16 protein-coding genes and 1 other RNA gene are annotated in these 13,660 nt (G+C 62.8%); 8 read left to right on the forward strand and 9 right to left on the reverse strand.

From position 1 onward, the window contains the following. Positions 1 to 38 precede the first annotated feature (38 nt). Positions 39 to 614, reverse strand: a complete 576-nt coding sequence (locus D460_RS0113545) for a cytochrome c family protein (RefSeq protein ID WP_018899095.1) — start codon at positions 612 to 614, stop codon at positions 39 to 41. 158 nt (positions 615 to 772) lie between these two features. Between D460_RS0113545 and D460_RS0113550 the strand changes: the two genes are divergently transcribed. Together D460_RS0113550 and D460_RS0113555 are read left to right on the forward strand one after the other, a co-directional pair. Then, a complete protein-coding gene (locus tag D460_RS0113550; RefSeq protein WP_018899096.1) occupies positions 773 to 1,522 on the forward strand; it encodes a 3-deoxy-manno-octulosonate cytidylyltransferase in 750 nt (249 codons plus the stop codon). Positions 1,523 to 1,538: 16 nt separating this feature from the next. Beyond that, on the forward strand, positions 1,539 to 2,399 hold the full coding sequence (locus tag D460_RS0113555) for a prephenate dehydratase (RefSeq protein ID WP_018899097.1): 861 nt from the start codon (positions 1,539 to 1,541) through the stop codon (positions 2,397 to 2,399). A gap of 46 nt (positions 2,400 to 2,445) precedes the next feature. Here D460_RS0113555 and D460_RS0113560 read toward each other — a convergent pair whose 3' ends face one another. The 5 genes from D460_RS0113560 to D460_RS0113580 form a co-directional block, all read right to left on the reverse strand. Further along, on the reverse strand, positions 2,446 to 2,814 hold the full coding sequence (locus D460_RS0113560; protein WP_018899098.1) for a VOC family protein: 369 nt from the start codon (positions 2,812 to 2,814) through the stop codon (positions 2,446 to 2,448). A gap of 99 nt (positions 2,815 to 2,913) precedes the next feature. Then, positions 2,914 to 3,174: a hypothetical protein gene (locus D460_RS0113565; RefSeq protein ID WP_018899099.1), complete on the reverse strand. Its 261-nt coding sequence runs from the start codon at positions 3,172 to 3,174 to the stop codon at positions 2,914 to 2,916. 52 nt (positions 3,175 to 3,226) lie between these two features. After that, positions 3,227 to 3,931, reverse strand: a complete 705-nt coding sequence (locus D460_RS0113570) for a YafY family protein (protein WP_018899100.1) — start codon at positions 3,929 to 3,931, stop codon at positions 3,227 to 3,229. 9 nt (positions 3,932 to 3,940) lie between these two features. After that, complete coding sequence (nudC, locus tag D460_RS0113575) at positions 3,941 to 4,900, reverse strand: NAD(+) diphosphatase (RefSeq protein WP_018899101.1); 960 nt, start codon at positions 4,898 to 4,900, stop codon at positions 3,941 to 3,943. Then, entirely contained in the window at positions 4,897 to 5,307 is a 411-nt protein-coding gene (locus D460_RS0113580) for an HIT family protein (RefSeq protein WP_018899102.1), read from the reverse strand. The genes nudC and D460_RS0113580 overlap by 4 nt, the downstream gene beginning before the upstream one ends. A gap of 89 nt (positions 5,308 to 5,396) precedes the next feature. Here D460_RS0113580 and ffs point away from each other — a divergent pair. The 3 genes from ffs (at position 5,397) to D460_RS0113590 (ending at position 7,767) form a co-directional block, all read left to right on the forward strand. Then, positions 5,397 to 5,493, forward strand: an RNA gene (ffs, locus tag D460_RS35070) — signal recognition particle sRNA small type. A gap of 47 nt (positions 5,494 to 5,540) precedes the next feature. Continuing rightward, positions 5,541 to 7,421: a DNA polymerase III subunit gamma/tau gene (locus tag D460_RS0113585; RefSeq protein WP_026283113.1), complete on the forward strand. Its 1,881-nt coding sequence runs from the start codon at positions 5,541 to 5,543 to the stop codon at positions 7,419 to 7,421. Between the two features lie 22 nt (positions 7,422 to 7,443). After that, positions 7,444 to 7,767 carry a YbaB/EbfC family nucleoid-associated protein gene (locus D460_RS0113590; protein WP_018899104.1) on the forward strand — a complete coding sequence of 108 codons (324 nt, stop codon included), beginning with the start codon at positions 7,444 to 7,446 and terminating at the stop codon, positions 7,765 to 7,767. Between the two features lie 72 nt (positions 7,768 to 7,839). Here the strand turns inward: D460_RS0113590 and D460_RS0113595 are convergent, their stop codons facing one another. Next, positions 7,840 to 8,370 (reverse strand): DUF992 domain-containing protein, encoded by a 531-nt coding sequence (locus D460_RS0113595; protein WP_018899105.1) that lies wholly within the window; start codon positions 8,368 to 8,370, stop codon positions 7,840 to 7,842. 105 nt (positions 8,371 to 8,475) lie between these two features. Next, a complete protein-coding gene (locus D460_RS0113600; protein ID WP_018899106.1) occupies positions 8,476 to 9,093 on the reverse strand; it encodes an MOSC domain-containing protein in 618 nt (205 codons plus the stop codon). Positions 9,094 to 9,149: 56 nt separating this feature from the next. On the opposite strand from D460_RS0113600, the gene recR reads away from it, so the two are divergent. Both recR and D460_RS0113610 read left to right on the forward strand, forming a co-directional pair. Then, on the forward strand, positions 9,150 to 9,755 hold the full coding sequence (gene recR, locus D460_RS0113605) for a recombination mediator RecR (RefSeq protein ID WP_018899107.1): 606 nt from the start codon (positions 9,150 to 9,152) through the stop codon (positions 9,753 to 9,755). Between the two features lie 149 nt (positions 9,756 to 9,904). Continuing rightward, on the forward strand, positions 9,905 to 11,170 hold the full coding sequence (locus tag D460_RS0113610) for a lytic murein transglycosylase (protein ID WP_018899108.1): 1,266 nt from the start codon (positions 9,905 to 9,907) through the stop codon (positions 11,168 to 11,170). Between the two features lie 3 nt (positions 11,171 to 11,173). Here D460_RS0113610 and D460_RS0113615 read toward each other — a convergent pair whose 3' ends face one another. After that, positions 11,174 to 12,805 carry an MFS transporter gene (locus tag D460_RS0113615; protein WP_018899109.1) on the reverse strand — a complete coding sequence of 544 codons (1,632 nt, stop codon included), beginning with the start codon at positions 12,803 to 12,805 and terminating at the stop codon, positions 11,174 to 11,176. A 232-nt stretch (positions 12,806 to 13,037) separates the two neighbouring features. Between D460_RS0113615 and rimP the strand changes: the two genes are divergently transcribed. Continuing rightward, positions 13,038 to 13,643, forward strand: a complete 606-nt coding sequence (gene rimP / locus D460_RS0113620; protein ID WP_018899110.1) for a ribosome maturation factor RimP — start codon at positions 13,038 to 13,040, stop codon at positions 13,641 to 13,643. Positions 13,644 to 13,660: the final 17 nt, after the last annotated feature.

Consider the following 13,660-nt stretch of genomic DNA (forward strand, 5'->3'; position numbering starts at 1 on the left):
CATCGGCCGGGCTTTCGCATCTCATGCAATGGAAGATCTCACTGCGTCGCCGAATCAGGCGCGTTCGGATCCGGCAGCGGCACCGGCGAATCGGCCAGCGTGTGCAGATAGAGGATCACGTTGGCGCGGTCGGTGTCCTTCTGGAGGCCGGCAAAGCCCATCGCCGTTCCGGCAATGTACTTCTTCGGCGCGGCCAGGAAGTGATTCAGGTGATCGAAGGTCCACTTCTCGCTGGCGCCCTTGGAAAAATCCTTCATGGCGGCGGAATAGGCGAAACCTTCATGCGCGCCGATGGGACGATCTACGACACCAAAGAGGTTCGGCCCGACCTTGTTCGGTCCCCCTTTCGTGCCGTCATGACAGGCCTGACACTTCTTGAAGACCGTTTCGCCGGCCTTGGCGTCGGCTTTTGCAAGCAGCTGCGCGATCGGCACGGCGGCAGCCGGAGCAGCACCACCGGCATCGGCGGCCGAAGCTTCCTCGGCTACAATGGTAAAGCCCTCTTTTTCCGGATTTTCCGAATGAAACAGGCTTTCCGAAGCGATGGATACGGACATCAGGACGAAAACCGTCCCAAGTAGCGCTCCCACCGCCGTATTCACGTAAGAATTCATCTGTGATGCTCCCCCCTCACAGCCGGCAGACATAAAACCGGTCTGTCACTTGAAATCGAGCGAAACCTATGTCTTTTGGCTAGTTCTTGCAACAGCCGAACGCCTCGGCAGCATGAGACTTTTTGACACCTTTCCGCCCGGAAATGAAGGCCTGAGCAATGGCAAGTCCAAATTTAGACAACGTACTCGTCCTCATTCCGGCCCGCATGGCATCCACCCGACTGCCCGGAAAGCCGCTCGCCGACATCTGCGGCAAGCCAATGGTCATCCAGGTGGCTCTGAGGGCGAAGGAGGCCGCGATCGGCCGCGTGGTCGTTGCCGTCGACGAGCAGGAAGTGTTCGACGTGGTCGCCGCCGCCGGTTTCGAGGTCGTCATGACCGCCAAGGCGCACCAGTCCGGCTCCGACCGGATTTACGAAGCGCTGACCAAGGTCGATCCAGAAGGCCGCATCGAATATATCGTCAACGTCCAGGGCGACCTGCCGACGATCGAGCCGGAAACGGTACGCGCATCGCTGCGCCCGCTTGAAGACGCCGAAGTCGATATCGCCACGCTGACCATCGCCATCGACAACGAGGAAGACAAGACGGCGCCGCATATCGTCAAGGTGGTCGGCGCGCCGCTGTCCGAGACCCGCATGCGGGCGCTCTATTTCACGCGGGCAACGGCACCCTATGGCGAAGGCCCGCTTTATCATCACATCGGCCTCTACACCTATCGCCGCGCGGCGCTGGAGCGCTTCGTATCGCTCGGGCCCTCCACGCTCGAAAAGCGCGAATCGCTGGAGCAGCTGCGGGCGCTGGAAGCCGGCATGCGCATCGATGTCGAGATCGTTGACACCGTTCCGCTCGGTGTCGATACTCCCGCCGACCTTGAAAAGGCGCGGCGCATTCTTTCCGCACAATAGAAATGACGGATCTTCCATGAGCATCAAGACCAACAAGATCGCCTTCCAGGGCGACTTCGGCGCCAATTCCGATATGGCCTGCCGCGACATGTTTCCTGATATGGAGCCGCTGCCGTGCCAGACCTTCGAGGATGCCTTCGTGGCGCTCGAAAGCGGCGATGCCGATCTGGCGATGATCCCGATCGAAAACACCATAGCCGGCCGCGTCGCCGACATTCACCACCTGCTGCCGGAATCGCGCCTGCACATCATCGGCGAATATTTCATGCCGATCCGCTTCCAGCTCATGGTGCTGCCCGGCGTCACCAAGGACGAGGTCCGCACCGTCCACAGCCACATCCACGCGCTCGGCCAGTGCCGCAAGATCGTGCGCGCCAATGGCTGGAAGGCCGTCGTTGCCGGCGATACGGCGGGCGCCGCCAAGCTGGTGCAGGAAACCGGTGATCGCTCGATGGCAGCGCTCGCTCCGCGTCTGGCCGCCGACCTCTACAAGCTCGATATCATCGCCGAAAACGTCGAGGACACCGAAGACAACGTCACCCGCTTCGTCATCCTCTCGCGTGACGAGAAGTGGGCCGAACGTGGCGCTGCCGAAGAGAAGCTGGTCACCACCTTTGTCTTTAATGTCCGCAACATTCCGGCCGCGCTCTACAAGGCGCTCGGCGGCTTTGCCACCAACAGCATCAACATGACCAAGCTGGAAAGCTACCAGCTCGGCGGCAAGTTCGTCGCCACCCAGTTCTACGCCGACATCGAAGGCCACCCCGGCGACGCTAACGTCCGCCGCGCTCTGGAAGAGTTGCAGTTTTTCTCCGAGAAGGTGCGCATCCTCGGCGTCTACAAGGGCCACCCGATGCGGGGCCTGCTGCAGAAGTAACGACAAAGGGCGCCGAGGCGCCCTTTTTAATACTTTGCAATGATGCTTACTTATCCGGCTCACAAACCCGCAGCCGATGCCCGTCCGGATCGAGCACCACGAAAGTCGGGCCGAAGTCGAGGTCCGTCAGATCCTGTGCGATCGGCAGATGCCGGTCGCGCCAGTCGCGGTAGAGGTTGGAGACGCCGTTTTCGCCTGGCACCATGAAGGCGATCTCGGCGCGGCTGCCGATCGCCGATGGTTGCGGCACGACGCTGCTCAGCCGCCACAGCCCGAGCGTGAAGCCGCCATCGAGCGCGAAAGCCACGAAATTGGGTGCTGATGCGACCGGTTCGCGGTTGAGGAGCGCCTTGTAGAAGCTGGCACTCTCGGCGGGATCGCGGACATAGAGAATGATGAGATTGGGGCTGTTCATGATAGTGTCCCTCTGCGTGAAAATGACGTGATGATGCGAGCGCCGCCGGGTTTTCCGGCAGCGTTCAAAAGCGTGATTGAAATGTGAAAGTGTGGTCGGTTACCGCTCGCGGTCGCGGCTGTCCCAGTCGATGACGCCGATATCGCGCCTCAGGTTTTCCGACATGGATTGCGGATCGAGACGCGGAGCGCCGGTCCGTCCCATGCTATGCGCCATGCTGCGCGATGCATTCTGCATCATCCTGAGCATCAGCGATTGCGGATACCAGGTGTCGGAGCCGGCCTCGTCGGAACGGTGGTTGCCGCGCGTCGTCTGGCCCATGGTCTGGCCCATGGTCTGGGACGTGTTCAGGCTCGTCATGGCAGGTCCTCCTGTTTCGATGGGACCCATACTAGACTCATATGCTGTCAGTTTATGGCAGTAGTGTTTTCTGTTCGCGCGGCACGATTTCGCGGTCGCTCCACTCCTGCAGCAGCGCGGCTCGGCGGCGCGGATAGCGCGTCTCCTGCGGGATCATCTCGACGATCCGATCGGTGCGGAAATGCCGGTAGTCCTGTCTGAGCTCGCACCAGGCAACGATCATTCGGACCTGTTCGGTATAGCTGATCGCGAAGGGCCAGACATTGCGGATGGAGACGGTGCCGCCCTCGTCGGTATAGGTGAGCTTCAGCACCCGCTCGCCGCGGATCGCCTTGCGGATCACGCCCATGTCGGCCTTGCTCGATATCGGCGGGCGCATGTGGATGAGGAGAGGGGACGTTTCGATCTCGTCGCGGATCTCGCGCGGCAAAACGTCGGCGATCTTGGCGAGTGCATCGGCGCCCGCTGCCGCCAGCCTCGGATCGGCCGCCCGCGCCACCCAACGCGATCCCAGCACCAGCGCCTCGATCTCGTCCTGCGAAAACATCATCGGCGGCAGCATGAAGCCGGGTCTGAGGATATAGCCAAGCCCCGGCTCGCCCTCGATAAGCGCTCCCTGCGCCTGCAGGCTGGCAATGTCGCGGTAGAGCGTGCGGATGCTGACACCGGTTTCCTCCGCCAGCACCGCGCCGCTCACCGGCCGCCGGTAACGGCGCAGCGTCTGCAGCAATGTCAGCAGGCGTTCTGAGCGAGCCATTCTATTGGCCTACTTCTTCCACTCCACCCAGTCGCGCATCAGGCGGTGAGCGATTGCGCCCTTCGGCGGCGGGGCGCTGCCGTTGGCGCCCGGACGCTCGAGCATCTCGATCGTCTCCTCGCGGGTAAACCAGCGGCAGTCCTCGAGCTCCTGCTCGTCGCGGGTGATGTCGCGTGACTTGGCCTCGGCATAGCAGCCGATCATCAGCGTGTGCGGCATCGGCCAGGGCTGCGAGGCGTGGTAGCGGACGCGTCCGGTGCGGATGCCGGATTCTTCCAGCGTTTCGCGGCGCACGGCGTTCTCGATGGTTTCGCCGGGCTCCACGAAGCCGGCGAGACAGGAATACATGCCCGGCGCGAAATGCGGACCGCGCCCGAGCAGGCAGAGATCACGCTCCTCGTCGATGGTAAGCATGATGACGACAGGGTCGGTGCGCGGGAAGATCGTGTGCTGGCAGGCGGAGCAGACGCGCTTGTAGCCGCCGATATGCATCTCCATGCCGGAGCCGCAGCGGCCGCAGAACCGGTTGTCGCTGTTCCAGCGGATCAGGCTGGCGCTCTGCGCGAATTCGCCGAGCAGCACGTCGTCGAGCAGCATGTCGCGATAGAGCGACCGACCGTCGGCGGGCTTGTATTGGCTCGAAAGCTCTTCTTCCGGCACGGCGACCGGCACCGCCAGCCGGGGCTCGCCGGTCTTGCGGTAGCCGAGCAGGATCGTCTCGTCCCAGTTGGGCTTGAGATCGGTCAGCTCGTAGCGCGCAAACAGCGGGTCGAGCACCTGGCCGTCATGCTTCAATACCAGCTTGTCGCCGGTAAAGGCGAAAATATGGGTTCCATCCTTGGCGAGCGCCTCGTCCACCGAGTTTTCGTTGCGATGCTCGGAATCACGGATCAGGTCGTTGGCGGCGAATGCCGTCAGATTGCTGGGCTCGGGATGGGGTACATCCGTCTCGAAAAGCGAACGGCTCATGATGAAAGGGCTTCCCGCATCGTCTCTATGAATTGGTCTCGTTTTGCGTCCTCATAGGCTTCCGCCTTGCCGTAGCCCCAGATCGGGCCGGGCCAGTTCGGATCACCCTCGAAGCGCGCGACGACATGAACATGAAGCTGGCGGACGATATTGCCAATAGCCGCGACATTGATTTTTGTCGCCCCGGTCACCTTCTTCAAGGCGGTCGAGGCCAGCTCCGTCTCGAAGGTCAACATCACCTGGTCGAGCGGAGTCAGCTCGAAAATCTCGGTGATATCGGTGCGCTGCGGCACGAGGATCAGCCATGGCCAGCGACAGTCCCTGGCCAGCCGGAAGTCGCAGAGGCCCGTTTTCAGGATACTGATGCTGTCATTGGCCAGCCGGTGGTCGAGTTTGAAAGCGTCCAACGGGTATTCCTCCAGAGTTTTCCATAGGCTAGCAGTTTTTTCGGAGCTTGGCTTGCTTTTGATCGCGATATTGCCGATATGTGCCTTCGGGAGGTTGGTGGTGGACGAGCCACTCGCCAACCGGGTCAGGTCCGGAAGGAAGCAGCCCTAACGAGCCAGGCACGGGTCATCGTGCCAGCCTCCCACCCTTCTCTCCATCCTTTGCCCGAAGAGTTCGGGCGTTAAGCAGGGCGATGAGCGACACCGAGCGACAATCACCAGATGCCGCCTCGACGGGCACCGGATACCGGGTGCTGGCACGCAAATACCGCCCCAAGGATTTCACGGATCTGATGGTCGGCCAGGAGCCGATGGTCCAGACCCTGACCAACGCCTTCGAGACCGGCCGTATCGCGCAAGCCTACATGCTGACCGGCGTTCGCGGGGTCGGCAAGACGACGACCGCCCGCATCCTGGCGCGCGCGCTGAATTACAAGACAGCCGAGATCGACAAGCCGACGATCGATCTGCGCATCCCCGGCGACCACTGCCAGGCGATCATGGAAGGCCGCCATGTCGATGTCATCGAGATGGACGCCGCCTCGCATACCGGTATCGACGATATCCGCGAGATCATCGAGCAGGTGCGCTACCGTCCGGTTTCGGCGCGCTACAAGGTCTACATCATCGACGAAGTGCACATGCTCTCGACGCAGGCCTTCAACGGCCTGTTGAAGACGCTCGAAGAGCCGCCGGAGCATGTGAAGTTCATCTTCGCCACGACGGAAATCCGCAAGGTGCCGATCACGGTCCTGTCGCGCTGCCAGCGCTTCGACTTGCGCCGCATCAGCGCGTCCGATCTCGTCGGCCTGTTCACCACGATCGCATCGAAGGAAGGCATCGAGGCCGAGCCCGATGCGCTGGCGATGATCGCCCGTGCCGCCGAAGGCTCGGCGCGCGACGGCCTGTCGCTGCTCGACCAGGCGATCGCCCATGGCGGCGGCGCGGTGCTGGCCGAATCGGTGCGTGGGATGCTCGGTCTCGCCGACCGCGCCCGCATCGTCGATCTCTTCCAGCACGTCATCAAGGGTGACGTGGCCGCAGCCCTTGGCGAATTCGAGAGCCAGTACGAGGCCGGCGCCAATCCGGTTGCGGTGCTCACCGATCTTGCCGATTTCACCCATCTGGTGACGCGTCTGAAATATGTGCCGGATGCCGCAAACGATCCCTCGCTCAGCGAAATCGAGCGCACCAAGGGCGCGGAATTCTCGCAAGGCGTCGCCGTCACGGCGCTTTCGCGCATCTGGCAGATGCTCTTGAAGGGCATTCCCGAAGTGGAAGCATCCTCGCGCCCTTCGGGTGCCGCCGAAATGGTGCTGATCCGCCTCGCGCATGCCGCCCACCTCCCGGCCCCCGAGGACGCGGCCCGCCGGCTTGCGGAATTTTCTGAAAACAACGGTGGCGCGCGTTCGCCTTCGCCATCCGGCAATGGTGGTGGAAATGGCGGCGCGACCGTCAGCTACCAGGGCAATGTCATGGCCCGCGCCGCGGAAGCCACGGCACCACGCCCCCAGCCCGCCGGTCCGACCGCCATGCTGCGCGTCGTCCAGAACTCTGATCCTCAGAGCCTCGCCGTCGGCCGCACCGAGGCGAAGGCCGCCGATGCGCCGCAGCCGCTGGTGCGGGTCAATTCGGTCAGCGATATCGCCAACCTCGCCGGCGAAAAGCGCGATGTGAAGATCAAGGCGCTGGTGCGCAACTTCGTGCGCCCGGTGCGCGTTCAGCCCGGCATCCTGGATGTCAACCTGACGGAAGGCGCGCCGGGAACGCTGCTGAACGAGCTTGCGCTGAAGCTCAAGGAATGGACAGGCATCCACTGGATCGTCAGTCTCAGCCGCGAAGCCGGCCAGCCGACCATGGTGGAAGCCGAGGCCAACGCCAAGGCGCAGCAGGTGAGCGACGCCAGGCAGGATCCTGACGTGGCGGCCATTCTCTCGCAGTTTCCGGGCGCCAAGATCATCGACGTTCGCGTCCGTGCGCCGGAACCGGAAGAAGAGGAAGGCCCCGTGCAGGCGCCGGCGACCGCCGAATCCGAAGAGGGCGATATCCTGCCCGGCGACGACATAGAATTCTGAGACACCAAGAAGGAGCAAGACGATGCGCGACATCATGGGCATGATGGGCAAAGTCAAGGAAATGCAGGCCAAGATGGAGCAGATGCAGGCGGAAATCGCCACGCTCACGGCCGAAGGCAAGTCCGGTGGCGGTCTCGTGACCGTCGTCATCACGGGCAAAGGCGAAATGCAGAGCCTGAAGATCGATCCGTCGCTCTTCAAGGAAGACGACGTCGAGATTCTCGAGGACCTGATCGTCGCCGCCCACAAGGATGCCAAGGAAAAGGCCGACGCGGTTGCCGCCGAAAAGACCAAGGCGCTGACGGCAGGCCTGCCGATCCCGCCCGGCTTCAAGATGCCGTTCTGATCATCAGATCGAACTTGGATTTGCAAGCGCCGGCGCCCATCGGTTGGCCGGCGCTTGTCGTTTGAGACACGCCTATTTCGTATGCTTTTGCGTGTGGTGCTTGGCGGGCTTTGCCTTCGGCGGCGGAACGAAGGTCAGCTTCATGTTGGCGATGCCGGCCGCGACGTTGAGGCCGGATGTGCCCTCGACGGACAGCGGCTGCAGCGCCACCGATCCCTCCAGGCCGCCTACCAGCGCATTCGCGCCCAGCCCAAGGCCAACGGTCGCATTGGCCGCCACGCCGGAATAGCTGCCCTGTAGCGCGCCTTCAGGATGGTTCGCCGGCGCATAGACGTACCAGATCAGCGTTCCACCTTTCAGCATGCCGATATCGACGCCGATCTTGGTGATCGCGCCGCGGTAATGCTCCACATGCCCGGGCTGCGAGGGCGTGAACATGCAGTCCACCTCCCGTTTCGAGCCGATGATCATGCCGATTCCCGCCGAGATATCGCAGGTCAGTGACCCCGCATGCACATTGGCCGCCGTCGCCGGCTGCGGAGCGGAAAGGGCCGTCGCGGCGGCAACGGCAAGGGCGATCGAGGTAAACTTGAAGACGGACATGCAGGCCTCCTTGGATTGGCACACCGTCAGGAGGAAATTAGGAGATGTCCTGATATCAGCAAGTGATCATAAAGCCGGAATCTCAGAGCCGCGATCGGCGCGGGCTTAGCCTCCCGCGAGAAGGCTGTCGCGCAGCTTGTAGTGGATCGGCGCGGCCAGATAGCGGGCGCGGTCTTCGGCTGACAGCCGCCTGCCGAATGTCGCCATCATCTCCGGCATCGTCACCCGCGATCCCTCGAAGCACTGCCATTCCACCGTCTCGCCTGTTGTCACCGTGCCCGGCTTGATCACCCGGCAATAGATGCCGGGCCGGCCGGCGCGGGTGTAGCGCTTGACGAACAAGGGATCGCCCATGCGCGCCGCGAAGGTGGCGCAGGGGATACGCGCGGAGGTGACCTCGAGAACAAGATTGCCGGCTATGAACCGATCGCCGACCGCGACCATCGTGTTGTCGAGCCCTTCGATGACGAGGTTTTCGCCGAAGGTGCCGGGCTTAATCGTCTGGCCGAGTTCCGCCGACCACCAGTCGAGCGTCAGCGATCCCTCGACATAGACGGCCTGGTCGACACCGCCATGGTGCTTTCGGTTACAGATCGCGTCGCCGAGCAGCCCTTCGGCGTCGACGAGCACGCCGCCGCTGATCGCGTGCTTGTTGATGCCGGTCTTGTAGCTCTTGCCCGGCAGCCTCTCGGCGTTGCCGATGCAGACGGCGAGGATTTTCATAAGGCCCGCTTTTCTGTCCGTTTCCGTTTTTCAAACATATGGGCTAAGAACCCGATATGGCAAAGCGAGTCACCGGCCCCGAAATCGAAAAACTCATCCAGCTGCTGGCAAAGGTGCCGGGCCTCGGCCCCCGCTCCGCGCGCCGCGCCGCGCTGCACCTGATCAAGAAGAAGGATCAGCTGCTCGGGCCTCTCGGCAGCGCCATGGGCGAGGCCTATGACAAGGTGAAGATCTGCTCGCGCTGCGGCAATGTCGATACCTCCGATCCCTGCACCGTCTGCACCGACGACCGCCGCGACCAGTCCGTCATCATCGTCGTCGAGGATGTCTCCGACCTCTGGGCGCTGGAGCGCGCCGCCGCCTTGAACGCCGCCTATCACGTACTCGGCGGCACGCTCTCGCCGCTCGATGGCGTCGGCCCGGATGATCTGAACATCAAGGGCCTGATCGAACGCGTCACGGCCGGCGGCATCAAGGAACTGATCATCGCCGTCAACGCCACCGTCGAAGGGCAGACCACAGCACACTATATAACCGACCAGCTGGCCGGGCTCGATGTGAAGATCACGCGACTGGCGCATGGCGTGCCTGTTGGCGGTGAGCTTGATTATCTCGACGAGGGTACGCTGACCGCGGCGCTGCGGGCGCGGACGTCGATATGAGGGGAAAACTGATGCTAAGAAATACCCCCCTCTGTCCTGCCGGACATCTCCCCCACAAGGGGGGAGATCGACTCGTGGCGGGCTTCCAGTCAAACAATGAGATTGGAGCGAGCGGTCGCTCCCAGCCAATCTCCCCCCTTGTGGGGGAGATGTCCGGCAGGACAGAGGGGGGTATCGCACGGCATGCCCTTGCTATTCTTCTCACCCTCCTCGCCACCACCAGCATCGCCCAAGCCGCCCCCTCGAAAGCCGAGGTCGAAGCCCAGTTCGAGCGTTGGGTGCAAATCGACCTCTGGCCGGAAGCACAAAAGAGCGGCATATCCGAAAAGACCTTCAAGGCCGCATTCTCAGGCGTCACGCTCGATTGGTCGCTGAACGATCTCGCCCCTCCCGGTTTTCCGCCGCCGAAGGAGGTGAAGCAGACGCAGGCCGAGTTCTCCTCGCCGGCGCCCTATTTCAACGATGACAGGCTGAAGCGCCTGGCCGTCACCGGCCGAAGCTTCCAGACGCAATACGCCTCGACGCTGAAGAAGATCGAGAAGACCTATGGCGTGCCCGGCTCGATCGTGCTCGCCATCTGGGGTCGCGAGACGGGCTTCGGCGCCGCCAAGATCCCGAATTCCGGCATCGAGGTGCTGGCCACCAAGGCCTTCATGTCCACCCGCAAGGATATGTTCCGCACCGAACTGATCGCCGGCCTGCATATCATCGACGGCGGCGATGTCACGGCGGCCGATTTCAAGGGATCGTCGGCCGGTGCGCTCGGCCAGCCGCAGTTCATGCCGACGAGCTATCTGAAATATGCCGTCGATTTCGATGGTGATGGTCACCGCAACATCTGGACCTCGGTTCCCGATACGCTGGCCTCGATCGCCAACTTCCTGGTCAAGAAGGGCTGGCAGGCAAACCGCAGCTGGGGCTACGAGGTGACGATCCCCGAAAACGTCTCCTGCGCGCAGGAAGGTCCCGATCTCGGCAAGCCGATCGCCCATTGGAACTCGCTCGGCATCGACCGCATCTCCGGCAAGGCCTTCCCCTCGGGCGAGAAGAACGCGACGGGCATGATGATGGTGCCGGCCGGCCGTGACGGCCCGGAATTCCTGGTGACGCCGAATTTCTATGTCATCAAGGAATACAACAATTCCGATCTCTACGCGCTCTATATCGGCAATCTCGCGGACCGCATCGCCTATGGCTCCGGCGCGTTCGAGGGCGCTTGGGGCGATGTCGGCAAGATGCTGCGCTCGGATGTCGCCACCATGCAGAAGGCGCTGGAGAAGAAGGGCTACGACGTCGGCGGTTCTGATGGCCTGCCCGGCTACAAGACGCGCCGTTCCATCGGCCAGTGGCAGGAAAAGAACGGCATGAAGCCGACCTGCTATCCCGAGGCGCACATGATCGGCAAGCTCAAGTAAATTCTAGTGGTGCAGGTCGATATGCGCCTTGAAGAAAAGGTCGTCGCTGGGCGGAATGGCCTGCCGTTCGATCATACGGTGCACATGCGGCCCCGTTTCGCCGCGATGCAGCGCCCTTAGCCGGTCGGTGTTTTCGCCGTCCACCTGGGTTCGCCGCTGGTTGTGGCGGATATACTCCACCCAGGTCGGCGTGTGGTAGGTCTCGGTCCACGAGCCCGGCTTTTCCAGGTCGCGCATCAGCGCCCAGTTGCGCGCGCCATCGCGGATGCGGATACGCCGCCGCTCGCCCATCAGCTGCAGGAACTCCGGCACGTCGAGATCGTCGATCTCGTAATCGACCTGGATGACGACAGGCCCGCTGCGCGGCGTGATATCGAGACCGAGCGCCGGCTCGGTGAAGCGGTTGAGCGGGTCGAGGTTGAGTGTCTCGAAGGCCGGCATGGCGAATTTCAGCCCGATGACGATGCCGAACAGCATGACGACAGCCGACATCAAAAGCGCGTTGGCGACGCCGTAATTGTCGGCGGCGATACCCCAGATCCAGCTGCCCCCGGCAATCCCGCCGAAGGTCACGGTCTGGTAGAGCGACAGCGCCCGGCCGACCACCCAGCGCGGCGTCGAGAGCTGCACGATGGTGTTGAACAGCGACAGCGCCAGCACCCAGCAAGCGCCCGAGATCACCAATCCCAAACAGGTGACCGCCGAAATCGGGCTGAAGGCGGCGATCGCTGCGCTGAGCGCGAAGCCGGAAAACGACAGGCGCACGATCGTCTCGCTGGAGAAGCGCTCGCGCAGCCTGGCGTTCAGCACCGCGCCGCCGATGGCGCCGATGCCGAAGGAGCCGAGCATCAGGCCGTAGGTCAGCGGACCGCCGACCACCAGCTCCAGCGCCACGATCGGCAGGAGCGCGAGGATCGAGCTGGCGCTGATGCCGAAGATAAGGCCGCGTAGCATGACTTTCTGCAGGTTGGGCGACATGGAGATGTAGCGCAGCCCGGCAAAGATGGCGCTGCCGAGCGCCTCGCGCGGCAGCGTGGTCGCGGGATAGGTCGGCTTCCAGCGCATCAGTGCATAGATCAGCGCGAAATAGCTCATCGTATTGACGGCAAAGGCGGCTGCCGCACCGGCGGCGGCGACGATGATGCCGCCGATCGCCGGCCCGACGCTGCGGGTAATGTTGAAGCCGACGCTGTTCAGCGTCACGGCGCCGGGAAGATCGGCGCGCGGAACCATGTCGCCCACCGAGGCCTGCCAGGAGGGATTGTTGAGTGCCGTGCCGCAGCCGAGCAGGAAGGTGAAGAACAGGAGCAACCAGGGAGAGAGGATCCCGAAGAAGGCGAAGATGCTGAGCAGCGCCGAGACCGCCAGCATGAAACACTGCGCCGTCAGCATCACCCGCCGCCGATCGAAGCTGTCGGCCAGTGCCCCCGAGACCAGCGAGAAGAGCATGATGGGAAGCGCGGTTGAGGTCTGCACCAGCGCCACCATGTCGCCCGACGCGGTAATCATCGTCATCATCCACGCGGCACCGACCGCCTGGATCAGGCCGCCGAAATTGGAAGCGATGCTGGCGAACCAGATGGTGCGGTAGGTCTCGTGCCTGAGCGGTGCCAGTGTCGATGAAGTATAGGCCACGATTCCTCCCGTCGAATGCCATGCGCTGCGCCAAGCTATATAAGCGAAACGGCGATCAAGGCCACCGACCGCCTGCCGCAACCGCGCCGTACCGCCGATGGAGCTTGCTATTTCGCGGAAACGGGCCTATATGGCTCTCAAATCTTGATCGCATTGATGAGGAGTGGGCCGCAAGGACCCGCTCTTTTTTATTACCGCGATCGCCCGAAAATATCGCTTAGGAGCGCATCGCTTGTCGGATTCGACGAACGCAGACAATGAACTTGAGCCGCGGCTGATCACCGAGACTGGCCTCGACCAGCGCCTCGCCGCCATCATCGAGCCCGTCCTCATCGACCTCGGCTACCGCCTGATCCGCGTGCGCATGCTCAACCAGAACGGCGCCACCATGCAGATCATGGCCGAGCGCAACGATGGAACCATGGACGTCGAAGGCTGCGAGGAGGTCTCGGTGGCCGTTTCTCCGGTTCTCGATGTGGAAGATCCGATCGATAAAGAGTATCATCTGGAAGTGTCGTCGCCCGGCATCGATCGCCCGATGGTGCGCAAGTCCGATTTCGTGCGCTGGCAGGGCCATTTTTTGAAGTGCGAGACCTCGATCATCGTCGGGGGTCGCAAGCGCTTCCGCGGCAAGATCGTTTCCAGCGACGTCGATGGCTTCACGCTCGAGCGTGACGAGGCTCCGGCCGGCGAGGAAAAGGCGATCGTCATTCCGTTCACGGCCCTTGCCGATGCGAAACTCATTCTGACCGACGATCTGATCCGTGATGCCCTGCGCGCCGACAAGCTGGCGAAGGCAGAGGCTGCGAACCAGAACGAAGCGGAAGACGAAGAATAAACCGATCAACTTGTGGC

This window comes from Rhizobium sp. 2MFCol3.1, assembly GCF_000377565.1.
Classification (GTDB): Bacteria; Pseudomonadota; Alphaproteobacteria; order Rhizobiales; family Rhizobiaceae; genus Rhizobium.